At 76.1% G+C, this 25,865-nt stretch carries 20 protein-coding genes; 15 read left to right on the top strand and 5 right to left on the bottom strand.

Translation table 11 applies throughout. The features are described 5' to 3' along the window. Positions 1 to 735: 735 nt before the first annotated feature. The 6 genes from GTY84_RS24100 (at position 736) to GTY84_RS24075 (ending at position 8,049) form a co-directional block, all read left to right on the top strand. Entirely contained in the window at positions 736 to 2,097 is a 1,362-nt protein-coding gene (locus GTY84_RS24100; RefSeq protein WP_161228478.1) for a bifunctional o-acetylhomoserine/o-acetylserine sulfhydrylase, read from the top strand. 5 nt (positions 2,098 to 2,102) lie between these two features. Next, positions 2,103 to 3,239 carry a homoserine O-acetyltransferase gene (locus GTY84_RS24095; protein WP_161228477.1) on the top strand — a complete coding sequence of 379 codons (1,137 nt, stop codon included), beginning with the start codon at positions 2,103 to 2,105 and terminating at the stop codon, positions 3,237 to 3,239. Between the two features lie 457 nt (positions 3,240 to 3,696). After that, positions 3,697 to 4,368: a hypothetical protein gene (locus tag GTY84_RS24090; protein WP_202551665.1), complete on the top strand. Its 672-nt coding sequence runs from the start codon at positions 3,697 to 3,699 to the stop codon at positions 4,366 to 4,368. Between the two features lie 484 nt (positions 4,369 to 4,852). Then, positions 4,853 to 5,524 carry a thioredoxin domain-containing protein gene (locus GTY84_RS24085; RefSeq protein ID WP_161228476.1) on the top strand — a complete coding sequence of 224 codons (672 nt, stop codon included), beginning with the start codon at positions 4,853 to 4,855 and terminating at the stop codon, positions 5,522 to 5,524. 551 nt (positions 5,525 to 6,075) lie between these two features. Further along, on the top strand, positions 6,076 to 6,882 hold the full coding sequence (locus tag GTY84_RS24080) for an alpha/beta fold hydrolase (protein ID WP_161228475.1): 807 nt from the start codon (positions 6,076 to 6,078) through the stop codon (positions 6,880 to 6,882). A gap of 258 nt (positions 6,883 to 7,140) precedes the next feature. Then, positions 7,141 to 8,049, top strand: a complete 909-nt coding sequence (locus tag GTY84_RS24075) for a cation diffusion facilitator family transporter (RefSeq protein ID WP_161228474.1) — start codon at positions 7,141 to 7,143, stop codon at positions 8,047 to 8,049. A gap of 93 nt (positions 8,050 to 8,142) precedes the next feature. On the opposite strand, the gene GTY84_RS24070 is transcribed toward GTY84_RS24075, so the two are convergent. Next, complete coding sequence (locus GTY84_RS24070) at positions 8,143 to 10,194, bottom strand: SpoIIE family protein phosphatase (protein ID WP_345943513.1); 2,052 nt, start codon at positions 10,192 to 10,194, stop codon at positions 8,143 to 8,145. A 152-nt stretch (positions 10,195 to 10,346) separates the two neighbouring features. Here GTY84_RS24070 and ctaD point away from each other — a divergent pair, with 152 nt between their 5' ends. Continuing rightward, positions 10,347 to 12,068, top strand: a complete 1,722-nt coding sequence (ctaD, locus tag GTY84_RS24065) for a cytochrome c oxidase subunit I (protein ID WP_345943512.1) — start codon at positions 10,347 to 10,349, stop codon at positions 12,066 to 12,068. Next, positions 12,065 to 12,496 carry a cytochrome c oxidase subunit 4 gene (locus GTY84_RS24060; protein WP_161228472.1) on the top strand — a complete coding sequence of 144 codons (432 nt, stop codon included), beginning with the start codon at positions 12,065 to 12,067 and terminating at the stop codon, positions 12,494 to 12,496. Before ctaD ends, GTY84_RS24060 begins: the two co-directional genes overlap by 4 nt. Before the next feature lie 110 nt (positions 12,497 to 12,606). Here GTY84_RS24060 and GTY84_RS24055 read toward each other — a convergent pair whose 3' ends face one another. Then, a complete protein-coding gene (locus GTY84_RS24055; RefSeq protein WP_161228471.1) occupies positions 12,607 to 12,963 on the bottom strand; it encodes a DUF6479 family protein in 357 nt (118 codons plus the stop codon). 153 nt (positions 12,964 to 13,116) lie between these two features. Here GTY84_RS24055 and GTY84_RS24050 point away from each other — a divergent pair, with 153 nt between their 5' ends. From GTY84_RS24050 to GTY84_RS24025, 6 genes are all read left to right on the top strand, one after another. Then, on the top strand, positions 13,117 to 13,491 hold the full coding sequence (locus GTY84_RS24050; RefSeq protein ID WP_161228470.1) for a four-helix bundle copper-binding protein: 375 nt from the start codon (positions 13,117 to 13,119) through the stop codon (positions 13,489 to 13,491). A 207-nt stretch (positions 13,492 to 13,698) separates the two neighbouring features. Further along, entirely contained in the window at positions 13,699 to 15,297 is a 1,599-nt protein-coding gene (locus GTY84_RS24045; RefSeq protein WP_161228469.1) for an NAD(P)/FAD-dependent oxidoreductase, read from the top strand. Positions 15,298 to 15,534: 237 nt separating this feature from the next. Beyond that, positions 15,535 to 17,052 (top strand): acyl-CoA synthetase, encoded by a 1,518-nt coding sequence (locus tag GTY84_RS24040; RefSeq protein ID WP_161228468.1) that lies wholly within the window; start codon positions 15,535 to 15,537, stop codon positions 17,050 to 17,052. A 124-nt stretch (positions 17,053 to 17,176) separates the two neighbouring features. Continuing rightward, a complete protein-coding gene (locus tag GTY84_RS24035; RefSeq protein WP_161228467.1) occupies positions 17,177 to 17,419 on the top strand; it encodes a DUF397 domain-containing protein in 243 nt (80 codons plus the stop codon). A gap of 137 nt (positions 17,420 to 17,556) precedes the next feature. Next, positions 17,557 to 18,459, top strand: a complete 903-nt coding sequence (locus GTY84_RS24030) for a universal stress protein (protein ID WP_161228466.1) — start codon at positions 17,557 to 17,559, stop codon at positions 18,457 to 18,459. A gap of 139 nt (positions 18,460 to 18,598) precedes the next feature. Further along, positions 18,599 to 19,096 (top strand): hypothetical protein, encoded by a 498-nt coding sequence (locus GTY84_RS24025; protein ID WP_161228465.1) that lies wholly within the window; start codon positions 18,599 to 18,601, stop codon positions 19,094 to 19,096. A 22-nt stretch (positions 19,097 to 19,118) separates the two neighbouring features. Here the strand turns inward: GTY84_RS24025 and GTY84_RS24020 are convergent, their stop codons facing one another. Together GTY84_RS24020 and GTY84_RS24015 are read right to left on the bottom strand one after the other, a co-directional pair. Beyond that, positions 19,119 to 21,026 (bottom strand): N-acetylmuramoyl-L-alanine amidase, encoded by a 1,908-nt coding sequence (locus tag GTY84_RS24020; RefSeq protein ID WP_202551673.1) that lies wholly within the window; start codon positions 21,024 to 21,026, stop codon positions 19,119 to 19,121. A 354-nt stretch (positions 21,027 to 21,380) separates the two neighbouring features. Next, entirely contained in the window at positions 21,381 to 22,523 is a 1,143-nt protein-coding gene (locus GTY84_RS24015) for an aminoglycoside phosphotransferase family protein (RefSeq protein WP_161228463.1), read from the bottom strand. 274 nt (positions 22,524 to 22,797) lie between these two features. Here GTY84_RS24015 and GTY84_RS24010 point away from each other — a divergent pair, with 274 nt between their 5' ends. Beyond that, positions 22,798 to 24,303, top strand: a complete 1,506-nt coding sequence (locus tag GTY84_RS24010; protein WP_161228462.1) for a hypothetical protein — start codon at positions 22,798 to 22,800, stop codon at positions 24,301 to 24,303. 149 nt (positions 24,304 to 24,452) lie between these two features. Here GTY84_RS24010 and GTY84_RS24005 read toward each other — a convergent pair whose 3' ends face one another. After that, on the bottom strand, positions 24,453 to 25,808 hold the full coding sequence (locus GTY84_RS24005) for a PAS domain-containing protein (protein WP_161228461.1): 1,356 nt from the start codon (positions 25,806 to 25,808) through the stop codon (positions 24,453 to 24,455). Positions 25,809 to 25,865: the final 57 nt, after the last annotated feature.

Raw genomic sequence — 25,865 nt, 5'->3', positions numbered from 1 at the left:
GGGCGTGCGCGGGGGCGCGGGGCGGGGCGGAGCACGGGCGCGCGCGGCCCCCGGCGGGCGGAGCGTGGCCGCCGCGCAGCGGTGCCCCCTCGGCGCGGCTCCCCGCGTCCGCCCCGCCGCGCATCACCGCACATCACCGCGCGAGCACCGCCACCGCCCGCACACCGCCTCCCGCCGTTCCCCTTCGCGCACCCCTGCCGCCCGCCGCCCCCTCGTGCCGCCCCGCGCACCGTCCCCCTCGTGTGCTCGTGCCGAGACCCTCCGCCCCATGGCCCGGAGCGCCCCGTCCGGCCCGGAGCATCCCGCCGGTGGCGGCCCGGGGCCCGTCACGACGGCATTGGTGACACCGGTGTCGGGGGAGTGTGGAGGGGTGGTGCAGGAGTGCGACCCACCCTGGTCCCCCATCCGTCGCCTGTGGTTAACTGGGGCCATGACTGTGCTCGTGACCCGCCCCCATGTGGACCTCGCGCGCGTCACCACCACGGGCTGTATCGCCCGGGGCTGACGCCTCGCCCGGCCTCGCCCCTCCGTGCACCCCCTCGCCGCCCTGCCGTATGCCCGCTCCGGGCCGGACACCGGGTGCCCCTCCCGCCGTTCCCCGCCGCGCGCGGCCCGGTACCGCCTTTCCGGCGCCCCCGCGCCGTCGCTCCGGCCCGCCCGTACGGCGATTCCGTCCCCTTTCTCCTCTTCCCGCCCTTCTCTCGCCCTCGCACGACCGCACAAGGGAGCACCACCATGAGCCAGCCGATCGACTCCGCCGCCGTCGGCCGCGCACCCGACGGGGAGTCGGCCGGGCCCGCCGCCCCGGCCTGGTCCTTCGAGACCAAGCAGGTCCACGCCGGTGCCGCGCCGGACCCGACGACCGGCGCCCGGACGACGCCCATCTACCAGACGTCGTCGTTCGTCTTCCGGGACACCCAGCACGCCGCCGACCTCTTCTCGCTCGCCGAGCCCGGCAACATCTACACCCGCATCCACAACCCCACCCAGGACGTCTTCGAGCAGCGCGTCGCCGCGCTGGAGGGCGGCGTGGCGGCGGTGGCGCTCGCGTCCGGACAGGCGGCGCAGACCCTGGCGATCCTGACGCTGGCCGGCTCCGGCGACCACATCGTCTCCAGCGCCTCCCTCTACGGCGGCACGTACAACCTGTTCCGCCACACCCTGCCCAAGTTCGGCATCGAGGTGTCCTTCGTCGACGATCCGGACGACCCCGACGCCTGGCGCGCGGCGATCCGCCCCGGCACCAAGGCGCTGTTCGCGGAGACGCTGGGCAACCCGCGCGGCAACGTCCTCGACATCCGGACCGTGGCCGACGTCGCGCACGACGCCGGTGTCCCGCTGATCGTGGACAACACCGTGCCCACGCCGTTCCTGCTGCGGCCCGTCGAGCACGGCGCCGACATCGTCGTCCACTCGGCCACCAAGTTCCTGGGCGGGCACGGGACCACCCTCGGCGGCATCGTCGTCGACGGCGGCACCTTCGACTTCGGCGCCCACCCCGAGCGCTTCCCCGACTTCACCGAGCCCGACCCGAGCTACCACGGACTGCGCTACTGGCCCGCGCTGGGCCCCGGCGCCTTCGCCGTCAAGCTCCGGGTCCAGCTGCTGCGCGACCTCGGGCCCGCCATCGCCCCGCACTCCGCCTTCCTGCTCCTGCAGGGCGTGGAGACGCTCAGCCTGCGCCTGGAGCGGCACTCCTCCAACGCCCAGGCCCTGGCCGAGTGGCTGGAGCAGCGCGACGAGGTCGCCGCCGTCCACTACCCGGGCCTGCCGTCCAACCGCTGGTACGAGGCCGGGCAGCGGTACCTGCCGAGGGGCGCGGGTGCCGTGCTCTCCTTCGAGCTGCGCGACGGCATCGAGGCCGGCAAGCGGTTCGTGGACGCCGTCGAACTCTTCAGCCACCTCGCGAACATCGGCGATGTGCGCAGCCTCATCATCCACCCGGCGTCCACCACCCACAGCCAGCTCGACGAGGAGCAGCTCGCGGCGTCGGGCGCGGCGCCCGGCCTGGTGCGCCTCTCGGTGGGCATCGAGAACCTCGCCGATCTGAAGGCCGATCTGGAGGCCGGGTTCCGGGCGGCGAAGGGCGCGTCCTGAACACCGTGCCGGCGCCCGCGAGGGTCCCCCTCCCGCCGTCCCACGGGGGCTGGCGGGAGGGGGACCCGTCCGGGCGCCGGCAGTGGTACGACCACGGGACGCCGCTCGCCACGGAGGCGGGCGGCCGACTGCCCGGTGCGCGGCTCGCGTTCGAGACCTGGGGGCGCCCGGCACCGGACCGCTCCAACGCCGTGCTCGTACTGCACGCCCTCACCGGGGACAGCCATGTCGCCGGGCCCGTCGGCGCGGGCCACCCGTCCCCCGGGTGGTGGGACGGTCTCGTCGGTCCCGGCCGGGCGCTCGACACCGACCGCTGGTACGTCGTCGCGCCCAACGTCCTCGGCGGCTGCCAGGGCAGTACCGGACCGTCCTCCCCCGGACCCGGCGGACGGCCCTGGGGCGGCGACTTCCCGTTCCTGACCCAGCGCGACCAGGTGGCCGTCGAGGCCGGCCTCGCCGACGCGCTGGGCATCGACCGCTGGGCCCTGGTGGTGGGCGGCTCCATGGGCGGGATGCGGGCGCTGGAGTGGGCCGTGGCGCACCCGGAACGGACGGGCGCGCTCCTGCTGCTGGCCACGGCCGCCGCCGCGAGCGCCGAGCAGATCGCCTGGGCCGGCATCCAGACCCGTGCCATCCGCTCCGACCCGCACTGGCAGGGGGGCCATTACCACGCCACGGGCCGGGGGCCGGACGAGGGGCTGGGACTCGCCCGGCGGATGGCCCACGTCATGTACCGCGGCGAGCCCGAACTCCAGAGCCGGTTCGGCCGCTCGGCGCAGGGCCGGGAGGACCCCTGGGCGGGCGGCAGGTACCAGGTGGGGTCGTACCTCGACCACCACGCCGACAAGCTGGTCCGCCGCTTCGACGCGGGCAGCTACGTGGTCCTCTGCGACGCCATGAACAGCCACGACATCGGCCGCGGCCGAGGCGGTACGGCCGCGGCGCTGCGCCGGGTGACCGCCCCGACCCTGGTCGCCGGGGTCGACTCCGACCGGCTCTACCCGCTCCACCAGCAGGCGGAGTTGGCGTCCGGCATCGGCACGGCCGACGATCTGCGGATCATCGGGTCGCCCTACGGCCATGACGGCTTCCTCCTGGAGACCGAGCAGGTCGCCGCGCTGGTGGCGGAACTCCTGCCCTGACCGGCCGCCGCGCGGAGCGGCGGGGGCGCGGGCGGCGGCGCCTTGGGTGACGCTGACGGGGGGGGCGCACGCCGCGCCGAGTGCCCGGCGGCGCGCCCCGGGGCGACCGAACCGGGGCCGCCGAACCGGGGCCGCCGAACCGGGGCCGCCGAACCGGGGCCGCCGAACCGGGGCCGCCGAACCGGGGTCGCCGAACCGGGGCCGCCGGGCGGAAGGCGTGTGGCGTGCCGCCGCTCCCTGGCGGGAGCGGTGGGAGCGCGCGCCCCGGCCACTGCCGCCGCCACTGCCGCCGAGACGGGACCGGCCCGACCGGTGGACGGGACCGGCCCTGGGGGTCCTGGACGGCCCGGGGGCGGGGCGGACACCGGGGATGGGTACGCTGCCGACGACAGCGAGCGACGCCCGGGGCCCGGCGCCCCTGCCGACGCGGACCGACGACCGACCCGAGGCCCCGCCCATGCCAGCGCGCCACCCCACCGGCCCCGCCCCGTGGGCGTCCGGTCTGCCGCGCCTCCTGGGCGCCGGGGCCCCGGCGGTGCTGTGCGTCCTGCTCCCGCTCGCCGGACACCTGCTGAACCGCTGCCACGCGCCGCGCTGGATCCTCGCCGCCGCCGTCATGTCGGCCGCCGTGCCCGGCGCGGTGCTGCTGACCCGGCGGAGGCTCTCGGACGCCCAGGCGCTCGGGATCCTGCTGGCCGCGCAGCTCGTCGCCGACCTGGCCTACACGCTGCCCGGTGCCTGCCGGGCGATGACGGGGGGCCAGGGGGCGGCGCCGGGCCCGATGGCCCTGACGGGGCACATGGCCGAGGGCGGGCCCCCGGCCGGGGTGCTGTTCGCCGGGCATCTGATCACCCTGCTCATCGCCGCCCGACTGCTGGGCTGCGCCGAGCGGCTGCGGGGGCGCGGCGGGCCCCTGCTGGCGCTCGTGCGCCGTCTGCTGCGGTGTGTCCGGACCGTGCTCGGCCGGGTCCGCGGCACCGGGCCGCGGGTGACCGCGCGGACCGGCGCCGCGGCGCTGCGGTCGGCCGTCCTGGCGCGGCGCGGCGGCGGCCGGGCGCCGCCCGCGCTGGGGCGCGCGCTCCCCGGCCCGCGCCGAGCGGTGCCGTACGGCGTCCCGTCGCTGCCCTGACGGACGGTCCGGCGTACCCGCTTGACGCGGTGCCCGGCGTTCCCGGTGGTCCGTGCACCGCGGACGCGGGCCGACGCGTCCCGGAGCGCGTGCGGGCCGGCGGCGCCCGGGAGACACCCCGAGGTGTCTCCCGGGCGCCGTGACGGTATCCCGCGCGCCGATGGGCGCACCGCTCGCCCTCCGTCGGGCGGGCTGCCCGCGCCACCCGCCCCGTTCCGCCACCCGCCCCCTTCCGGCCACCGCCCCCCCGTGCGCGCAGCGGCGCCGGCCCCGCCCACGCGGATCCGGCCCCGTGCAGCGGCACGGCCCACTGTCCTCGGGCACCGCCCGCGCGCTCCCGTGCGTCCGGTCCGTGCGTCCGGCCCGTGCGGCCGTACGGGCCCGGCAGGTGCCCGGACCGGTGCCGCGGCCGCCGCGAGGCCGACCGCCGACCGGTCCGTGCCGCCGTTCGTTACCCCCCCCTCGACGCCATGAAGAAGGAACCATGAAGAGACTCACCAGACACCTCGTCGCCGCAGCCGTCCTGCTGGCCGGATTCGCGGCCGCCCTCGGCTCCTATCTGCTGCTCGCCCCCGAGGACCGGCGCGACCGGGGCGGCCTGGACGTCGGCCCCGCCGCCGGGGCCGTCCCGGTGCGGGAGAACAGCCACCGGCTCACCGACCCGGCCTCCAGCGAACTGACCCTCGTGGAGTTCCTGGACTTCGAGTGCGAGGCGTGCGCCGCCTACTTCCCGGTGGTCGAGAAGCTCCGGAAGGAGTACGGGGACCGGGTGACCTTCGTCGCCCGCTACTTCCCGATGCCCGGCCACCGCAACGGCGAGCCCGCCGCCCGCGCCGCCGAGGCCGCCGCGAGGCAGGGCCGGTTCGAGGAGATGTACACCGAGCTGTTCACCACTCAGGAGGAGTGGGGCGAGTCGAAGGAGTGGAAGGAGGACGTCTTCCGGGGGTACGCCGAACAACTCGGCCTGGACATGGAGAGGTTCGACCGGGACATGGCCGACCCGGAGACCGCCGGACGCATCCAGGAGGACCAGCGCGACGGACTCGGGCTGGGCGTCCAGGGCACGCCCACCTTCTTCCTCGACGGCCGCCGCGTCGCCAACCCCGGCTCGTACGAGGAGTTCAGGGCGCTCATCGAGGAGGGACTCGCGCGGTGACGCGGTGAGCAGTTCACACGGTGAGGCGGTGGCTCAGTGACCCGGTGACGGTGACGGTGACGCCCCGCCTCATCTGGTGACGCCCCGCCCCGCCCCGTGACAGTGCCGCGCCGCACCGGGCGACGGCGCCACGCCTTCCCGGGCCACGGTGTCGCGCCGCCCCTGCTCCGGCCGGCCCCCACCACTCCGTCGGCGCCCCTGGCCACCCGCCCCGGCCAGGGACACCACCGTCCGGACCGGAACCGGCCCCGTCGCGCGGCACCATGACCGGAGGACCGCCCGTGCTCCACGGACGCGGGCCCCATGCGGCCGGTGCGCCACGTTCTGTGTCCGTGGTGGCGGGCATCGTTCCAGGGCGCCGCCGCTCGGGGCCCCGGGCCGGGAGCACCGCGACCGGGACACCGGTGCCCGGCGTTCCTGGCCGGCGGCCTCCGGCTCCCCGCGGTCCCGGACCGGGTGAAACGGCGGTGGCGCGGGCGGCGCCTGCGTAGCCTGTGACGGCCCCGTGTGCCACAAGTTCCCTGCGGGGCCGTCTTCTTGAGAGGCCGACAATGACCAGCAGCACATGGATACGTCGTCTGCGCCCGGCCGCGTCCGGCACCGCGCAGTTGCTCTGCTTCCCCCACGCCGGCGGCGCCGTCAACGCGTACGGCGGGCTCGCCCGCGCCCTGGACCCCGGCGCCGAGGTGTTCGCGGTGCAGTACCCGGCCCGGCAGGACCGGCTCGGGGAGCCCCCCGCCCGGGACTTCGGCGAGATCGTCGAGCGGGTGCTGGCGGAACTGCCCGGGCACCGCGACCCCGGCAGGCCGCTGGCCCTGTTCGGGCACAGCATGGGCGCGCTGCTGGCGTTCGAGACGGCCCGCGCCCTCCAGCGGGCCGGCGCCGCCGACGGGCCCGTCCACCTCTTCCTGTCCGGCCGGGCCTCGCCCTCCCTCGGCCCGCGCGCGAGCGACTTCCAGGAGGGCGACGCCGCCCTGCTGGCCGAGATACGCCGCCTCGGCGGCATGGATCCGCGCCTCCTGAGCGAGCCGGGCATCCTCGACCTGATCATGCCGCCGGTCCGGGCCGACTACCGGCTGCTCGGACAGTACGTCTGGGACCGGGGCACCCTGCGGGACCTGCCCGTCACCGTCCTGGTCGGCGAGGACGACCCGATCGTCTCGGTGGACCAGGCCGACCAGTGGCGGGGCCTCACCTCCGGCCCCGGCCGCACCCTCGCCCTCCCCGGCGGCCACTTCTTCCTCGACCAGCAGATCGAGCGGGTCGCCGCGGCCGTCACCGAGGCACTGGACGGTGCTCCGGCCGCGCCTTCCGCCGCCGGGGACCCGGCCGGACAGGGCCGCCCGCCGTCCCGGTGACCCAGCGGCCGCGATGAGCGCACGGCGCGGAGGGATGGTCCCCCGCGCCCCCGCCGGGCCGCCGTACCGGTGAACCGGACCGCCCGGCGGGGTGTCGCCCACGGCTTCCCCCGGCCCCCGGTGACGGAAACATCGTCGCAGGTCAGGGGCCTGTTAATGAAGATGGCAACGGTCACCGATGCAGCCTTTGCCCCTTTCTTCGGGTTGTGGTTCCCTGCTGGCGGCAAGAGGGTCCGACCGAGGAGGGGAACCGGAGTCATGGGGCACGGTCACAGTCACGGCACGGGTGGTCACGCGGGCGGGAAGCACCGGTGGCGGCTCGCCGTCTCCTTCGGGCTGATCGCGTCGTACTTCGCGGTGGAGCTGGCGTACGGACTGCTGTCGGGATCGCTGGCGCTGCTCTCCGACGCCGGGCACATGGCGGCCGACGTGGTGGCGCTCGGCGCGGCCCTGGTCGCCACCCGGGTGGCGACCAGGCCCGACCGGACCGGGCGGCGCACCTACGGCTCGTACCGGGCGGAGGTGTTCGCCTCCCTCCTGTCGGTCCTGCTGATGCTCGGCGTCTCGGCCTACGTCGTGATCGAGGCCATCGGCCGGATCGGCAGCACCGCCGAGGTGTCCTCGGGACCGATGATGGTGGTCGGCGGCATCGGCCTGGTGATCAACCTCGTCGCCCTCGCCCTGCTGCGGTCCGGCGCCTCCGAGAGCCTCAACGTCAAGGGCGCCTATCTGGAGGTCGTGGCCGACACCGCCGGATCCGTCGGGGTGGTCGTCGCCGGCTGGCTGGTGGCGACGACCGGACAGCCCGTGTGGGACACCGTCATCGCCCTGGCCATCGGCGCCTTCGTCGCGGTCCGCGCCGTGGCCCTGGGGCGCGAGGTGTTCGCGGTGCTCGGCCAGCACGCCCCTGCGGGCATGGAACCGGCCGAGGTCGCGGCCGACCTGGAGGCCGTGGAGGGCGTCAAGGAGGTCCACGACCTGCACCTGTGGACCCTCACCTCGGGAATGAACGTGGCCACCGCGCACCTGGTGGCCGAGTCCGGGGCCGACGACCACGCCGTCCTGGACCGGGCGCGCGACCTCCTGCGCGACCGCCACGGGGTCGAGCACGCCACCCTCCAGGTCGAACCCCTCGACCACAGCGGCTGCGAGAAGGTCGGTTGGTAATCATCCGCGCCCCCGCACCCCCATGCCCCCGTGCCTCCGTGCCCCCGCGGACCCGCGGACCCGCGGACCCGCGGACCCGCGGGTGCACGGGGCTCAGGCCGCCCCGTCCCGCTCCGGCACGAGCCGCTGCTCGGACCAGATCGTCTTGTCCCGGCGGGTGTGGCGCACCCCCCAGCGGGAGCTGAGCCGCATCACGATGAACAGCCCCCGCCCGCCCTCGTCGCCCTCCCGGGCGTGCCGCAGGTGCGGCGCCGCGCCGTTGGCGTCGGTGACCTCGGACAGCAGACGGTCCCCGTCGAGGATCAGCCGCAGCCGGATCGGGCCCTTCCCGTGCAGGATGGCGTTGGTCACCAGCTCGCTGACGATCAGTTCGGTGTCGGACGCCGCCCCGGACAGCCCCCACGCCGAGAGCTGCTGCTCCACCAGCCGCCGCGCCGTCGCCACCACGGAACCGTCGGTGGGCAGCGTCCACACCGTGACGTGCTCCTGCGGCAGCGCCCGGGTGCGGGCGAGCAGCAGCACCGCGTCGTCGTCGCGCGGCGGGGCCAGCGCGTACAGGGCGGTGTCGGCCAGCTCCGTGAGCGAGCGGTCCATCGGCGCCAGGAAGTTCTCCAGCCGCCGCCGTCGGCAGGACTCGTCGGGCCCGCAGGCGGCCACCAGCCCGTCGGTGTAGAGCGCCAGCAGACTCCCCGGAGCCAGCTGCACCGACACCGGGGTGTACCCGCCCCCGCCGCCCGCGCCCAGCGCCGGCCCCTCCGGCACCTCCACCGCCACCGGCGCGCCCTGCGGGTCCAGCACCACCGGTGCGGGATGCCCCGCCCGGAGGAGGACGCAGGTGAGCGTGACGGGGTCGTAGACCGCCACCGCACAGGTCGCCACGTACGCGGGTGAGGCGTCCGGCGGTTCGGTGCCGATGATCGCCGCCACCTCGTCGAGGTGGGTGAACAGTTCGTCCGGCTCCAGGTCCTGCGACGCCAGCCCGCGCAGCGCGATCCGCAACTGCCCCATGGTGGCGGCGGCCTCGATGCCGTGCCCGGTCACGTCCCCGACCACCAGCGCGACCCGCGCCCCCGACAGCGGGATCACGTCGAACCAGTCGCCGCCCGCGCTCTCCGGCAGGTACACCTGGGCGGTCTCCACGGCCGACAGCTCCGGGGCGGGCCGCGGTTGCAGCCGGTGCTGGAGCGCCGAGGCGATGGTGTGCTCGCGGTGGTAGGCGCGGGCGTTGTCCAGATGGGCGGCGCCGGCCAGCGCCGCCTGCCGGGCCAGGTCCAGATCCGCCTCCCCGAAGGCGTCGGTGCGCAGGGTCCGGCAGAGCGTCAGCAGCCCCAGCACCTCGTCCCGCACCCGCAGCGGCGCCACGATCATCGAATGGACGCCCGCCTCCACCAGCGGCGCGAACCGCTCCGGGTCCGTCCGCAGCCAGGGGGTGTCGGCGGAGAGGGTCAGCAGCCGGGCCCGCGCGTCGTTGAGCACCTGGGTGAAGGGCGTCGGGAAGGGGAAGGGGCGGCCGCCCCCGCGGTCCGGTGGCCGGGCCGACTCGGGCGCGTGCCCGGCCACGCGCAACGGGGTGTCGGCGGGCAGCGGGCCCGGCCGGGCGGCTCCCCCGCCGCCGGCGGCGTCGGAGAGGTGCACGAAGGCCGCCTCGGCGAACCCCGGCGCCAGCGCCCGGGCCAGCTCGCCGGCGGTCGACCGCTCGTCGAGCGTGGATCCGACGGTGCGGTGCACCCGGCCCAGCACGGCCAGCCGGTCGGCCGCGGCCTGCCGCTCGGTGACGTCCTCCAGCACCGCCACCAGGCCCAGCACCCCGCCGTCCGCGTCGTTCAGCCGGAACAGCGACACCTCGACGGCCAGCGTGTGCCGCGGCTGGGTCCGGGTGGAGCCCCGCACCAGATGGTCCCGCAGCGGCTCCCCGGTGGCGAGCACCTCCCGGGCCAGCCCGGTCAGCTCGGCCGCGGGGAACCCGGGGGCGAACTCCCCGACGGTGTGGCCGACCACCTCCTCGGCCGACAACCGCCGAAGCGCCCGCGCGGACGGGTTGAACCGGACGACCCGCAGCTCCGTGTCGAGGACGAACAGCCCCTGGGGCGACTGGCTGAACAGCGCGTTCAGCACCATCGAGTCATCGGCCCCGGACGCCTCCACGCGACGCTCCTCTCTCGGCCGCCCCACTCCACCCTCCCGGACCCCGTGCCCGGGGCAACCCGGCACGCGCCGCACGGGGTACCGAGCCCCCACCCGCCGGGCGGACCCGCCGGGTGCCCCGCCCCCCGGGCGTAAACCGGCCCCGCCCCGGCGTGGTCCTGCGACGGGCGCCCCGGCCCGCGGATACCCTCCGCCGCATGGCGGTGCAGCAGAGGACCGGACCGCCGCACCGGGATCCGGAGCGGCACCGCGCGAACCGCGCACCCGGGCGCGCCCTGGTGCGCTGGACGACCACGACCGACCACAAGGTGATCGGCAACCTCTATCTGGCGACGTCCTTCGGCTTCTTCCTCTTCGGAGGTGTCCTCGCCCTGCTGATGCGCGCCGAACTCGCCCGCCCCGGGCTCCAGTTGTTCACCGCGTACCAGTACAACCAGCTCTTCACCGTGCACGGCACGGTCATGATGCTGCTGTTCGCCACCCCGCTGTTCGCCGGGTTCGCCAACGCCGTGATGCCGCTCCAGATCGGCGCCCCCGACCTGGCCTTCCCCCGGCTCAACGCCCTGTCCTACTGGATGTACCTGTTCGGCGGGCTGGTGGTGCTCGCCGGTCTGCTGACCCCGTCGGGCGCGGCCTCGTTCGGCTGGTTCGCCTACGCGCCGCTCAACGGCGCCGCCTTCACCCCCGGGCCGGGCGGCGACCTGTGGACCATGGGCCTGGTGGTCAGCGGTGTGTCGACCACCCTCACCGCCGTCAACTTCGTCACCACGATCCTGTGCCTGCGCGCCCCCGGCATGACCATGTTCCGGATGCCGATCTTCACCTGGAACGTGCTGTTCACCTCGATCCTGGTGCTGCCCGCCTTCCCCGTCCTCACCGCCGCGCTGCTCGCGTTGGAGGCGGACCGCGCGCTGGGCGCCCACATCTTCGACGCGGCGAACGGCGGGGCCCTGCTGTGGCAGCACCTGTTCTGGTTCTTCGGCCACCCCGAGGTGTACATCGTCGCGCTGCCGTTCTTCGGGATCGTCTCCGAGATCATCCCGGTCTTCAGCCGCAAGCCCGTCTTCGGCTACACCAGCCTGGTCGGCGCCACCATCGCCATCACCATGCTCTCCGCCGTGGTGTGGGCCCACCACATGTTCGCCACCGGCGCGGTGCTGCTCCCGTTCTTCTCCGCCATGTCGTTCCTCATCGCGGTGCCGACCGGGGTGAAGTTCTTCAACTGGATCGGCACCATGGTCCACGGCTCGCTGTCCTTCGAGACCCCCATGCTCTGGACGACGGGGTTCCTGGTGACCTTCCTGCTCGGCGGGATGAGCGGGGTCCTCATCGCCTCCCCACCGCTGGACTTCCCGCTCACGGACTCGTACTTCATCGTCGCCCACCTGCACTACGTGCTGTTCGGGACGGTCGTCTTCGCGATGTTCGCCGGCTTCTACTTCTGGTGGCCCAAGCTCACCGGCCGGATGCTCGACGAACGCCTGGGGAAGATCCACTTCTGGACCCTCTTCACCGGCTTCCAGACCACCTTCCTCGTCCAGCACTGGCTGGGGGAGCGCGGCATGCCCCGCCGATACGCCGACTACCTGGCCTCCGACGGCTTCACCGCGCTCAACACCGTCAGCACCATCGGCTCCCTGCTGCTCGGCCTGTCCGTGCTGCCGTTCCTCCACAACGTGTGGCGCACCCACCAGTACGGCGCCCGCGTGGAGCAGGACGACCCCTGGGGCTACGGCCGCTCCCTCGAATGGGCCACCTCCTGCCCGCCGCCGCGCCACAACTTCACCGCCCTGCCGCGCATCCGCTCCGAGTCCCCGGCGTTCGACCTCCACCACCCCGGCGTCGGCCGGACCGGGGGGAGGGACGCGCGGTGAGGACCGAGGCCCGGCTGTTCACCGGCGTCGCGGTGTTTTTCGCCTCCGCCGCCGTCCTGTACGGCTGGTGGTCCGCCGAACCCGTCGGCACCGTCGCCCTGACCGTCGCCTTCCTGATGGCCCTGGTCATCGCCTTCTTCCTGCGGGTGCAGCACCGCAGGCACGGCACGGGCCCCCAGGACCGGGGCGACGCCGAGACGGCCGACGGCACCGGACCGCTGGGATTCTTCGCCCCGCACAGCCCCTGGCCCCTCGCCGTCGCGCTCGGGGCGGCCGTCGTCGCCCTCGGCGTCGTGTTCGGCCTCTGGCTCGCCCTGATCGGCTGCGGCCTGCTCGCGCTCGCCGTCCCGGCCCTGGTCCTCCAGTACGCGGGGCGCGGCACCCGGCGCCACGACGCGCCGCCACCGCCCCCGGGACAGGGTCCCTGAGAGCGGCCCGGCGCCCGGCCCCCGGTCACGGGGGCGGGCGCCGGGCCGCAAGGCGGGGCCCAAAGTCCGGTGCGATGGGCGTCCCCGCTCCGTGCCCTGCGCCGGGGGAGTCAGCGGACGCCGGGGCCGCCGCTGCCGAACGAACCGCTGCCGCCCTCGCTCCACTTGCGCCGGTGCTCCTCGGGCGCGCTGCGGGTGCCCTGGTGGCGCAGTTCGTGCGGCAGCATCCGGTCGCCGTCGTGCGGCATCTCCTCGGCCTCCCGGTGCTCCCGGATCTCGTGCACCGCCCCGTCGGGCGGCAGCCTCGGCTGCTCGTCCGCCGTCGGCGGCGGCAGTTCCCGGCGCCGCACCCGGCTGCCCAGCGCGAAGGCGCCGATCAGCAGGGCGACCACCACGACGGCCGCGATCACCAGCCCCGCACTCATCGCGCCGGAGTCCGCTGCGAGGTCCATCCACGTGTCGGTCATCCGGCCCGGGTACCCCGGGCCCCCCGGGTGAACCCGCGCCGCACGACGGGCCCCGCCCGCGGCCCGCCGCACACCCGCCGGAGCCGCCCGCGCCGTCGCCCGGCGCCGGTCCCCGTCCGGTTTGGCGGTGCGCCCGGGGGCAACCCGGAGGAGGTGACCTCGACGACTTCGCAGCAGGAACTCTTCCGGTTTCTGGAGGACCGCTTCGCGTGCGCGCAGGCGTGCGCCACGTGCGGCAGGTCGTGCGCGCTGCGCGCGAGCCTCGTGGACCCGGACGGGAACGAGGACCAGGAACTCGCCCGGCGCAAGGGCATCATGTGCGCGGAGGTGTGCGACGCCACCTGCCGGGTGCTCTCCGAACAGAACCAGGTGGACGAGGAGGCCATCCGGGTCCAGGTCGAGTGGTGCCGCCAGGTGTGCCTGGAGACCGCCCACGCCTTCGACGGGCAGCCGGACGCCGAGGAGAGCGCCGAGGCGTGCCGGGCCTGCGCCCGCGCCTGCGACACGTTCCTGACGACCCTGCGCTGAGCGGGGCGTCCCGGCACGGCCGCGTGCCCTCGCCGCGGCCGTGCCGGGGTGCGGCAAGGGTCCCGTCCGCGTCCGGGCGTTCCGACCGCGTCCGGGCGACTCCGCGACGCCCCCGGAAGGCCCGGCCGGGACCTGGCCGCACCGCCCCCGTCCACGTCCGTCCCGCGGGCCCCTGGCTCCCCGTCCCGCCCCGTGCTACCAAGAGCCATGACGCCGCACCCGCACCCGCGCTCCTACGACGCCGTCATCGTCGGCGGCGGCCACAACGGACTGGTCGCCGCCGCCTACCTGGCCCGCGCCGGACGCTCCGTCCTGGTCCTCGAACGGCTCGGGCACACCGGGGGAGCGGCCGTGTCCGGCCGCCCCTTCCCCGGTGTCGACGCCCGGCTGTCCCGGTACTCGTACCTGGTCAGCCTGTTGCCGGACAAGATCGTGCGGGACCTGGGGCTCGACTTTAGGGTCCGCGCCCGCACGATCTCCTCCTACACGCCCACCGAACGCGACGGCCGCCCCACCGGGCTGCTCGTGGGTGGCGGCGAGCGGCGCACCCGCGAGTCCTTCGCCCGGCTCACCGGCTCCGACCGCGAGTACACCGCCTGGCGCCGCTTCTACGCCATGACCGAGCACGTCGCCCGCCGGGTCTTCCCCACCCTCACCGAGCCGCTGCCCACCCGGGACGCCCTGCGCCGCCGGATCGACGACGCCGACGCCTGGCGGGCGCTGTTCGAGGAGCCCCTCGGCGTCGCCGTCGAGGAGCACTTCGCCGACGACCTCGTGCGCGGCGTGGTCCTCACCGACGGCCTGATCGGCACCTTCGCCGACGCGCACGACCCCGGGCTGCGCCAGAACCGCTGCTTCCTCTACCACGTCATCGGCGGCGGCACCGGCGCCTGGAACGTCCCCGTCGGCGGCATGGGCGCGCTCACCCGGGCCCTGACCGACGCCGCCCGCGCCGCCGGTGCCGTGATCGCCACCGGCCACGAGGCGGTGCGCCTCGCCACCGACGGCCGCACCGCCGAGGTCACCCACCGCCACGCCGACGGCGAGCACACCACCGCCGCCCGCCACGTCCTGGTCAACGCCTCCCCGCACGAACTGGCCGCCCTGACCGGTGGGACACCGCCGCCGCCCGCCGAAGGCGCCCAGCTCAAGGTGAACATGCTGCTCGACCGGCTGCCCGCGCTGCGCGATCCGCTCACCGACCCGCGCGAGGCCTTCGCCGGCACCTTCCACATCGCGGAGGGCTACGGGCAACTGGCGGCCGCCCACGCGCGGGCCGCCGCCGGTGAGCCGCCCGCCGCCCCGCCCTCCGAGATCTACTGCCACTCGCTGACCGACCCGACCATCCTCGCCCCCCACCTGGCCGCCCGGGGCATGCACACCCTCACCCTGTTCGGCCTGCACACCCCCGCCCGGCTGTTCGCCGACGACCACGACACGACCCGCGACCGCCTGCTGGCCGCGACCCTCGCCCAGCTCGACGCCCACCTCGCCGAGCCGCTCGCGGACTGCCTGGCCACCGACGCCGACGGGCGGCCCTGCATCGAGGCCCGCTCACCGCTGGACCTGGAGCGCGATCTGCGCCTGCCCGGCGGCCACATCTTCCACCGCGACCTGTCCTGGCCGTACGCCGCCGAGGACGCCGGCCGCTGGGGCGTCGCCACCGCGTGGCCCAACGTGCTGCTCTGCGGGGCGGGCGCGGTGCGCGGTGGAGGGGTGAGCGGCGTACCGGGGCACAACGCCGCCATGGCCGTACTGGAGGAGCGGCCGGGGGACCGACCGGTCTCCGGCGCGCCCGGGACGTAGGACCACCGGGCGTGCCCGCCGCACGATACGGCTGCGGGGCCGCTGGGCCGCTGGGCCGCCGGGCGGGCCGGGCGGGCCGGGCGGGCCGAGGCCCCGGCGGCCCGCACCCCGTGCCGCGTCCCAGGAGGCGCCGCCCGCACGAGCCGGCCCGGCGGCCCCGGCGCGGCCACCGCCGCCCGCTCCGGGACCCCGGGCACATCCCTTGACCCCTCCGGCTCCCCGGCCCAGGATCGGGCCATGACGCCCGGACACGGCAGTACGGTCGACGGGGTGCTGCGGCGCAGCGCCCGCCGCAGCCCCGAGCGCGTCGCGGTCGAGTACCGCGACCGCTCCTGGACCTACCTCGAACTGGACACCGCGGTCTCCCGCGCGGCGGGCGTCCTGCGGGACCGGGGGCTCGCCCCCGGCGACCGGGTCGCCGCCTACGGGCACAACTCCGACGCCTACCTCATCGCCTTCCTCGCCTGCTCCCGCGCCGGACTGGTCCACGTCCCCGTCAACCACCACCTCACCGGCGACGACCTCGCCCACGTCCTGCGCCAGTCCGGCAGCGCCCTGGTCCTCACCGACCCCGCCCTCGCCGCGCGGCTCCCGGAGGGGGTGCCCGCCCTGCCGCTGCGCGACGCCGCCGGGGCGCTCCTGGAGCGGCTGTCCGGGGCCGCGCCGTACGACGGGCCGGAGCCCGGGGACGGCGATCTGGTGCAGCTCCTCTACACCTCGGGCACCACCGCCCGGCCCAAGGGCGCCATGATGACCCACCGGGCGCTGGTCCACGAGTACCTGAGCGCCGTCACCGCCCTCGACCTGCGGGCCGAGGACCGCCCCGCGCACGCCCTGCCGCTCTACCACTCGGCGCAGCTCCACGTCTTCCTGCTGCCCTACCTCGCCGTAGGCGCCACCAGCGTCATCCTGGACGCGCCCGACGGCGACCGGATCCTCGACCTCGTCGAGGCCGGCCGGGTGGACAGCCTCTTCGCGCCGCCCACCGTGTGGATCGCCCTCGCCAACCGCCCCGACTTCGCCACCCGCGACCTCGCCGGACTGCGCAAGGCCTACTACGGGGCCTCGGTCATGCCGGTGCCCGTGCTGGAGCGGCTGCGCGCCCGGCTGCCCGGGCTGGCCTTCTACAACTGCTTCGGGCAGAGCGAGATCGGCCCCCTCGCCACCGTCCTCGGACCGGACGAGCACGAGGGCCGCCTCGACTCCTGCGGACGGCCCGTCCTGTTCGTCGAGGCCCGCGTGGTCGACGAGGACGGCGCCGACGTGCCCGACGGGACGCCCGGCGAGATCGTCTACCGCTCACCGCAACTGTGCGAGGGCTACTGGGACGAGCCGGAGGAGACCGAGGCCGCCTTCCGGGGCGGCTGGTTCCACTCCGGCGACCTCGCCGTCAGGGACGCGGACGGCCGGCTCACCATCGTCGACCGGGTGAAGGACGTCATCAACTCCGGCGGGGTGCTGGTCGCCCCGCGCCAGGTCGAGGACGTCCTCCACACCCACGGGGCCGTCGCCGAGACCGCCGTCATCGGCCTGCCCGACGAGCGCTGGATCGAGGCCGTCACCGCGGTCGTCGTCCCCCGCGAGGGCGCCGCCGTCGGCGAGGAGGAACTGATCGCCCACGCCCGCGCACGGCTCACCGGCTTCAAGGTCCCCAAGCGGGTCCTCTTCGTCGACGCCCTCCCGCGCAACGCCAGTGGGAAGATCCTCAAGCGCGAGCTGCGCGCCCGCTTCGCCCCGGCGCGGCCCGCCGGGTGACCCGCCCGGGGCCATGCGGCGGTGTCCGGGGAACCGGGCACGGCGGGTCGTCCGCACGGCCTGTTCGCGCCCCCTCCCGGTCGCTAGGCTGACCGCGCAGGGCCGAGACGTGAGGAGTACGGACGTGGCCGAGAGCACCACCCACCAGCGCCGGCACACGGGCTGGGACAAGCCCGAACTGGATCTGAGCAACGCGCAGTGGCGGTCCAGCAGCGGCGGCCGGGGTGACGTCCAGATCGCCTTCGTCGAGGGCTTCATCGCCATGCGCAACGGCGGCAGCCCGGGAAGCCCCTCCCTGATCTTCACCCCGGACGAGTGGGGTGCCTTCGTCTCGGGGGCGCGGGGAGGCGAGTTCGACCTCACCTGAGCCGCCCGGCCCGCCCGCTGGGCCCCCGCCCGGCCCGCCGGCGCCTCGCCCGCCCCGGCGCCCCGGTGCGCCGACCGGACGAACGGGGGTGTGCCGGACGGCGCCCGGGGGAAGGCGGCTCACCGGAGGTGAGGACCATGAACACCCTGCCGGTCATCGCGGCGGTCGACGGATCCGCGGACAGCCTGCGCGCCCTCGACTGGGCCGCCGACGCCGCCCGGGCCCGCGGCGCCGCCCTGCGCGTCGCGCACGTGCGGCAGTACGCGGCCTGGGGCCAGACCGACGTCCTGGTCGCCGGACCGCCCGACACCGGTGAGGACCCCGTCCTGAAGGACGCGCGCGACCACCTGGCGGGCCGGGCCGACGCCCCGGTGACGGACTACCTCGGCCTGGACGGTGCCCCCGGGGCCGTCCTGCCGGAGCTGGGCGCCGACGCGGGACTGCTGGTGCTCGGCTCCCGGGGCCGCGGCGGCTTCGCCAGCCTGCTGCTCGGCTCCATCGGCCTGGCCGCCGCCCGCGACGCGCCCTGCCCCGTCGTCGTGGTCCCCCGGCCCGGACGCGAGGTGCCCGAAGGTCCGGTCCCGCCGGGCAGCGGCCCCCGGGTCGTCGTCGGCCTGAACGTGGACAGTCCCGACGAGGCGACCCTTGCCTTCGCCTTCGAGGAGGCCGCCCGGCGCGGCGCCCGTCTCCAGGTCCTCGCCGCCTACCCGTGGCCGATGCAGACCTGGGCCGCCGGGCAGGTCGTCGCCCCGGTGATCGACGAGACGGCCGTCGCCGACGACACCCGGGTCCTCGCCGACGGCTTCCTGGCCCCCCACCGCGGACGCCGTCCCGAGGTCCGGGCGGAGCCGTACGTCGTCCCGGGCGACGCCGCCGGACAGCTCGTGGCCGCCTCCCGGGACGCCGATCTGGTCGTCGTCGGCCGCCACCGCCGGCGTCTGCTCGCCCCCGCCCGGATGCTGGGCTCCGTCACCCACGCCGTACTGCTCCACGCGGCGGCCCCCGTCGCCGTCGTCCCGCCGTCCCCGGCCGAGGAGTAGCCCCGGGGCGCCGCCGTCCGGCCCCCTCCGGGAACACCCCGGCGCCCCCGCCCGGACGGCTCCCGGGCGGGGCGGGGGAGCGCCGTCCGGGCCGTCGCCCGTGGGGCGTTCACCCGGCCGGGCCACGTACCATGTCGGCATGTCGTTCCTCCGCCGCCGCAGCGCCACCCCCGCCGGGCCCGACTTCGACGTACTGGCCATGGACCCGGGTGACTGGCCCGGCAACCTCGGCGCCGGGCTGCTCCCCGCGCCCGACGGCAGTTGCCAGGGCGTCTTCCTGCGCTACGACCTGTTCGGCGGGCGCGGCCCCGCGATGATCATCGGCAATCTGCCGGAGGGCTCCCCGGCCCGCGAGGTCCCCGAGGGCGAGGTCCCCTTCGAGGTGGCGCAACTGCTGCTGGCCCTGGAGAACGACGAGGAGGTGACCGTCGTCGGCGCCGAGGACGTGCCCGTGATGCAGGGCGACAACCTGCTGATCGTGCGCCGCCTCAAGCTCTCCGAGAGCCGGATCTCCTGCGTCCAGTTCGATCGCAGCGACCGGGTCCTGGTCACCATCGCCGCCTGGGACCGCCCCATCACCGACGACCTGTACGCCCTGCTGAAGCCGCTCCCGGCGGAGCTGTTCCAGCAGGGCTGACCGGCGCCCGGCGGCGTCCCCGCTACCGCCCCGGGGACGCCACCGTCACGTCGGCGGCACGCACATACGCCACCCGGTGGCCGTACTGGATCTCGTAGTACAGGTCCTCGCCGGTCACCACCCGGTGCGAGGCACCGCCGAAGTCCGCCGCGTAGTAGTACTCGCCCGGCACCTTGTCCCCGGCCACGTACGTCTGGCCCTTCGGCAGGGTGTACGGCAGCGGCGACACCGCCTGGACCGGCACCTCCGCCGGGTAGGCCGCCCGCTCCGGATAGGCCCGCCCGTACACCGGGACGCTCTCCAGGCCCTCCCTCGGGGTGATCAGCAGCGCCCGCGCGGGCACCGCCGCCGGCTGCCTGCGCGGGTTCGGGAACCACGCCTTCTGGCCCAGGTACCAGATGGCCGTCCAGTCGCCCCAGCGGTCCGCCACCGCGAACCGCTGGCCGGTGGAGACCCGGGACGACAGGTCGTTCACCCCGGTCGTCGGGGCGCCGCCCAGGCCGATGTCCCTGATCAGGGGCGCGTTCCGGTCGTGGTCGGAGTACAGCCGCACATCGCTCGAACCGTGCGGGGCGCACGGCTCGCCCCGGGTCGCGCACCCGGTGTACTCGGGCCGGTTCGAGGAGTAGTCCGGGCGGATCGTCACCGCGCCGGCGCCCGGCCCGGCGGTCGCCACCAGCGGGCGGCCGAGCAGCTCGAAGTAGTGCCGCCAGTCCCAGTACGGCCCCGGGTCGGTGTGCATGCCGGCGACGGTCGCCGTGGTCGGCCCCGGCACGTTGCCGTGGCCCAGGATGTGCTGCCGGTCCAGCGGGATGCCGTACTTCCCGGCCAGGTACCGCACCAGCCGTGCCGAGGAGCGGTACATCGCCTCCGTGTACCAGGCGTCCGGCTCGGCGAGGAAGCCCTCGTGCTCCAGCCCGATCGAGTTGGCGTTGACGTACCAGTTGCCCGCGTGCCAGGCCACGTCCTTCGCCTTCACATGCTGGGCGACATGGCCGTCGGTGGAACGCAGCGTGTAGTTCCAGGACACGTAGGTCGGGTCCTGGACCATGTTCAGCACGCCGTCCCAGGCTCCCTCGGTGTCATGGACGACGATGTACCGCACGCGCTGCGAGGCGGGCCGGTTCCCGAGGTCGTGGTTGCCGTAGTCGCCGTCGCCGAACTCCTCGTACGGGGCCGGGATCCACTCGCAGGGCACCGAGGCCGGGCACTCGGTACCGGCCGTCGCGGCGGCCCGCAGCCCGGTGCGCCGGAGCTGCGCCCTGTCGGGGGCCAGGCCGGGATCGGCGGCCAGCGCGACCCGCTGGCCCGCGTCGGTGGTGCGCTCCTGGCCCTCGCGGATCACCGAGAACACGTCGTCGGCGTAGGCCGCCGCCGTCGCGGCGTCGTCCGCGCCGGAGAACCGCGCCACCGCCCCGTACCAGTCGGCCGGGTCGCCGCTGAGCGGCTCGCCGAGATCCCGCTGGGCGGCGGCGAGCAGCGCGGCCCCTCCGGCCACGTTGGCGGCCGGGTCCTCGCGCAGCGCCGCCTGGTCGAGTCCGGTCAGCCAGGCCGCCCTCGGCAGGGTGGTCAGCCGGGCGGGCGGCGGCCCGGTCTCCGGCGCGGGCCTCGACCGGGGCCGCAGCGGGGCGCGGGCGCCGTCGCCGCGCGGGTCCTCGGTGCCCTCGCCGTGGTGGGAGGAGCCGGCCAGCGCGGTCCGGGCGTCGGTGAGGTGCATCGGACCGTAGCCGCCGGTGACACTGGGGGAGCCGGCATGGCCGTCCCAGCGGGACTGGAGGTAGGAGACGCCGAGCAGCACGCTCGACGGCACCCCGTACTCGGCGGACGCGTCGGCGAAGGCCCGCTGGAGGCGGTCCGGCGCGGGCGGCGCGGCGACGGCGCCGGAGGGGGCCGCGCCCAGCAGCGGCAGCAGCAGCGCCGCCGAGGCCAGGACACCGGGCGCGGCACGGCCCCGTCCGCGGCCGGGAGCGGACGGGGAAAGGGGGACGGGTCGTCGCAAGGCGGCCTCCTGTGACGGTGGGGCGTGACGGGGCGTGCGGGACCCAGTGCCGCGGCACTGGCGCCCGACAGTGGTACCGGGCCCCGTGACGATCCGTCAATCATGCGGGGTGTGGCGGCGATTCGCCCCGCCGAAGGGGGTTGGCCGGGCTCCGCCGCGGCGGGGGCCCTGGGCCCGCGAGGCGTCAGTGGTGCACACCGGCGGCGGTCCCGCCGGGCGGGAACACGGAACGAGGGGCCGGGGCGCGCCCCGCTCCGGACGCGCCCCGGCCCCTCGAACACCGTCTCAGCGGGTGCCGACCGCCGCCCGCACGGCCCGGCGGGCGAGCTGGCAGTCGTCGTGCAGCCGCCGCAGCAGCAGCCGCTGCTCCTCCCCGGACGGCACCGCGCCCGGGTGCCCCGCGCCCGGCGCCGACGCGTGCGACTCCCTGAGCGAGCGCTGCACGGCCGTCTCGTAGGTACGGATCTCCCGGGTCAGCACGATCATCAGATTGACCAGGAACGCGTCCCGCGCGGCCGGTCCCCCCGACTGGGCGAGATGGCTGATCCGGCGGCGGGCCTCCGGCGAGTCGCCGAGCACCGCCCACAGCGTCGCCAGGTCGTAGCCCGGCAGGTACCAGCCCGCGTGCTCCCAGTCCACCAGCACCGGACCGGCCGGTGACATCAGGACGTTGGAGAGCAGCGCGTCGCCGTGGCAGAACTGGCCCATGGCCTCGCGCCCGGCCGACTGGGCGATGCCGTGCAGCAGCTTCCGCAGGTCGCCCAGGTCCCGGTCGGTGAGCAGGCCCAGCTCGTGGTCCCGGGAGATCCGCCGCGCGTAGTCCAGCGGGGCGACGAAGGCTCCGGCCGGGGGCCGCCACTCGTTGAGCCGGCAGACCGCGCCGAGCACCGCCCGGATGTCCGCGCGCGGCGGAGCCTCCACCGGGTGGCGCAGCAGCGCCGCCGGGCGGCCCGGCATCCGCTCGATCACCAGGGTGCCGTTCTCCGGGTCCGCCGCGATCAGCCTCGGCACCCGCACCGGGGGGCGGTGCCGGACGAACGAGCGGTAGACCCCTATCTCGTGCCGGGTGCGCTCCGCCCACGCGGGGGAGTGGTCCACCAGGCACTTGGCGACCGCCGTGCTGCGCCCGGTCGTGCCGACCAGCAGCACCGAGCGGCCGCTGCGGCGCAGCACCTGCACTGGGGTGAACTCGGGGCAGACCCGGTGCACCGAGGCGATGGCGGCGCGCAACTGCGCGCCCTGGGCGCCGGACAGGTCGAGCCGTCCGCTGAGTGTCTGGCCGCCGGGTACCGCCCCGTGCCGCGGCCTGCCCGCTCCGAGCACCGGGGCCGCCGGACGGGCGGGGGCCAGGTACGGGCCGCCGCTCCCCGCCGGACGGGGGTGCGGCGGGCGGGGCGGGGCGGCCACGGAGGACGATGCTGCGTACATGGGCGAGACAGATCCCTTCGTGTGGCTGGTGTGCTGTCCGGACGGCGCCGCCCCCACGGGCGCGCCCTCCTCGTCGTCGTCGCGCCCCCCGGCCCGGCCGCCGGGCCACCCTGGGGAGTGAGCCCCGGCGACCGGGTCGGGACGGCGCTTTCCTACCTGACACCCGCCCGGCCGTGGCACACCATCTGGCGCACCCTGGCGAACGGTGGCGAATAGTCGCCCGGCAATCCGCACGGGGCTAGTGTCAACTCAGCCGAGAACCTGGGGGCTTGACGTGAGTGGACGAACCAACGCCCGCCTTTCGGACCTGTTCGGCCTGGCCGGCTGGTCCAAGGGCGAGCTGGCGAGGCTGGTCAACCGGCAGGCGGCGGCCATGGGCCACCCCCAGCTGGCGACCGACACCTCGCGGGTGCGGCGGTGGATCGACATGGGAGAGATCCCGCGCGATCCCGTGCCGAGGGTGCTGGCGGTTCTGTTCACCGAGCGTCTCGGCCGTGTCGTGACCATCGAGGACCTCGGTCTGGTCCGGCACGGGCGTGCGGGAAAGCGGTCGCCCGACGGGAACGAGGAGCATCCCGACGGAGTGCCGTGGGCGTCCGGGCGGACCGCGGCGGTCCTCACCGAATTCACGGGAATGGACCTCATGCTCAACCGACGCGGCTTGGTGGGCGCGGGCGCCGCGCTCGCCGCGGGAACAACCGTACTCAGCGGTGCCATGCGGGACTGGTTCCACACCGGTCCCGCCCCGGTCGCCGACGCACCCCACTCCCTCGACACCCCGCACGCCGAACCCGCCGGGTTCGACCGCTACGAGGCCGCGCCCCTCGGGTCGCAGGAGATCGAGGAACTGGAGCGCTCGGTCGAAGTCTTCCGCGCCTGGGACGCCGCCCGTGGCGGCGGCCTCCAACGCAAGGCGGTGGTGGGCCAGCTCAACGAGGTGGGCGGCATGCTCGCCTACCACCACCCGCCCCACCTCCGGCGGCGCCTGTGGGGCGTCGCCGCCAACCTCGCCGTCCTCGCGGGCTGGATGTCGCACGACGTCGGCCTGGAGCCCACGGCCCAGAAGTACTTCGTCATCGCGGCCCACGCGGCCCGCGAGGGCGGGGACCGGCCACGCGCCGGGGAGGCACTGTCCAGGGCGGCCCGCCAGATGGTCCACCTCGGCCGCCCCGACGAGGCGCTCGACCTGCTGAAGCTCGCCCGCACCGGCTCGGGCGAGGAGGCCCTGCCGCGCACCCGGGCGATGTTCCACACCGTCGAGGCCTGGGCGCAGGCGTCCATGGGCCGGGGCCAGGCGATGCGCCGCACCCTGGGCCTGGCGGAGGAGCTGTTCGTCTCCGACCGGGGCGACGTGCCGCCGCCGAGCTGGATGCAGCTCTTCAACGAGGCCGACCTGTACGGAATGCAGGCACTCGCCCACCGCACCCTCGCCGAGTTCGAGCCCGGCGCCGCCGTCCAGGCCCGGCACTACGCGGACAAGGCGCTCGCCCTGCGGGTCGACGCCCAGCAGCGGTCGAAGATCTTCGACTTCCTGTCCATGGCGTCCGCCTGCTTCATCGGGGACGACCCCGAACAGGCGGACGGGTTCGCGCGGCTGGCCCTGGTGTCGATGGGCTCCAACTCCTCCCGGCGCACCTGGGACCGGCTGCGCCAGATGTACCGGCTCACCGCCGAGTACGCCGAGTATCCGAGGATCAGGGAACTGCGGGAGGAGATCACCCTGGCGCTGCCCCGGCCGAGGCAGCCCGGGGGGCGGGGCGAGACCGCCGCCCGCGCGTAGGACCCCGGCGGCGTGCCTTGGGGTCCGACGGTGCGCCTTGGGGTCCGGCGGGGCTCCGGCGGTGCGCGGCGCCCGACTGATGGGGCTCCCGCCCGGCGCCGGGGCGTGCTCAGGGGGCTGCGCGGCGGGTGTCCCGCGATGTCCCGCGGCTATTCCGTCACCCGGGCCACCAGGGTCCACCCGCCCGCCTCCGGGCGGGACGCCACGGGTCCACCCGGGACCCCGGTGAGCCTCCGCAGCGCCTCCCCGGCGGTGCGGGCCCCGGATAGACGCGCGGCGAGCGCCGGGAGGCGGCCGCGGTCCGGCCCCGCCGTGGTGGTGCGCAGGACCAGCAGGTCACCCGGTGCGAGCACCGCCGTGTGCCCCGGGCCGTCCAGGACCCGGGCCGCCCCGTCCCGGAAGAGGAGCGGGGCGGGGCCCCCGGGGTGCGCCCAGGTGAGGGCGCGGGCGCCGGGGCGGTAGCCGCAGCAGACGGTGCCGGCCGGGGCGGGCAGCGCGGTGTCCGACAGGAACAGGGCCAGCCGGTCCGGCAGCTCCCGGGGCCCGACACCGGCCAGTGCCAGCCCGCGCAGGGCGCCGAGCAGTGCCGCGGTGCCCTGGAAGGCGCTGGTGCCGCCGGTGCCGGTGCGCTCCTCGGGGGCGGTGGCGGCCACCGGCGCGCTCGCCGTCCCCGGCGCGGTCGCGGCGAGGACGCCGACGGTGAGCAGGGTGCCGTCGCCGCCCAGGGCGCACGCGTCGTACCAGCCGACGGCGCCGGGTCCGCCGTCGGCGGAGGTCGGGCCGCCCCCGGCGAGGTCCAGGCCCGGCCGCCCCCGGCGGGGGAACCGCAGCGGCCCGCGCCACGGCGGCGCCGCGGCACCGGCGTCGTCCCGCCCACCGGGGGCCGCCGACCTGCTCGGGGTGTGCCGTGCGCGCGGGCCATGGAGGGGCGCGCCGGTCTCGCGCAGCACCGCCCACATCGAGGCGGTGCCGCCGTCGGGGCCCGGCACGGGACCGCCCAGCATGTGCACGGGCTGTACGGTGCCGTCGGGCCGCCGCACCCGGAACTCCCCGTCGACGGGCCGGGCGTCGACGAGACAGTCGGTGACCATCTCGGTGAGGGCGGGCCGGTCCTCGGGCAGCACCACCGAGGGCAGGGAGTCGAGGCCGAGCGGGGCGGAGTCCGGATCGCGCCCGAGTATCCGGAACAGCCCGGCCGACCACTCGGCCCGGCCCGTCAGCAGGTCCCACTCCGCACTGCCCGCCCGGCCGGGCGGCCCCGACGGCTCCCCGGCCGCAGGGAGGCCCCGCAGATCGGCCAGGCTCCGCTCGGCGGCGTCGAGGTGACGCAGCGCCACGGCGTACAGGGCGTGCCGGGCGCCGGGCGGGTGCGCGGCGCCGTCCGGGGCGGCGTGCCGCGCCGCGTCCACGTCGCCGCGCAGCCGCCGGGTCCGCAGGATCAACGCGTCCAGCGCTCCGTGCGGCGACGACGTGGCGGGGCGGCCCGCGGAGAGGGGCGACGGCATGACGCGCTCCGGTGTGCAGACGGGTACGACCCCGTGGGGAGCCGGGGCCTGCGGAGG

Origin of the sequence: Streptomyces sp. SID8352, assembly GCF_009862265.1 — a bacterium.
GTDB lineage: Bacteria > Actinomycetota > Actinomycetes > Streptomycetales > Streptomycetaceae > Streptomyces.
The sequence above is the reverse complement of the archived record's forward strand: the minus strand, read 5'-3'. Positions and strand labels throughout refer to the sequence as shown.

Coding starts and splice junctions, on each gene's coding strand:
- GTY84_RS24090 (WP_202551665.1), top strand. CDS start 3,697: ATGCCAGCGCGCCACCCCACCGGCCCCGCCCCGTGGGCGTCCGGTCTG.
- GTY84_RS24085 (WP_161228476.1), top strand. CDS start 4,853: ATGAAGAGACTCACCAGACACCTCGTCGCCGCAGCCGTCCTGCTGGCC.
- GTY84_RS24005 (WP_161228461.1), bottom strand. CDS start 25,808: ATGCCGTCGCCCCTCTCCGCGGGCCGCCCCGCCACGTCGTCGCCGCAC.
- GTY84_RS24100 (WP_161228478.1), top strand. CDS start 736: ATGAGCCAGCCGATCGACTCCGCCGCCGTCGGCCGCGCACCCGACGGG.
- GTY84_RS24055 (WP_161228471.1), bottom strand. CDS start 12,963: ATGACCGACACGTGGATGGACCTCGCAGCGGACTCCGGCGCGATGAGT.
- GTY84_RS24015 (WP_161228463.1), bottom strand. CDS start 22,523: ATGTACGCAGCATCGTCCTCCGTGGCCGCCCCGCCCCGCCCGCCGCAC.
- GTY84_RS24075 (WP_161228474.1), top strand. CDS start 7,141: ATGGGGCACGGTCACAGTCACGGCACGGGTGGTCACGCGGGCGGGAAG.
- GTY84_RS24025 (WP_161228465.1), top strand. CDS start 18,599: ATGTCGTTCCTCCGCCGCCGCAGCGCCACCCCCGCCGGGCCCGACTTC.
- GTY84_RS24030 (WP_161228466.1), top strand. CDS start 17,557: ATGAACACCCTGCCGGTCATCGCGGCGGTCGACGGATCCGCGGACAGC.
- GTY84_RS24045 (WP_161228469.1), top strand. CDS start 13,699: ATGACGCCGCACCCGCACCCGCGCTCCTACGACGCCGTCATCGTCGGC.
- GTY84_RS24040 (WP_161228468.1), top strand. CDS start 15,535: ATGACGCCCGGACACGGCAGTACGGTCGACGGGGTGCTGCGGCGCAGC.
- GTY84_RS24080 (WP_161228475.1), top strand. CDS start 6,076: ATGACCAGCAGCACATGGATACGTCGTCTGCGCCCGGCCGCGTCCGGC.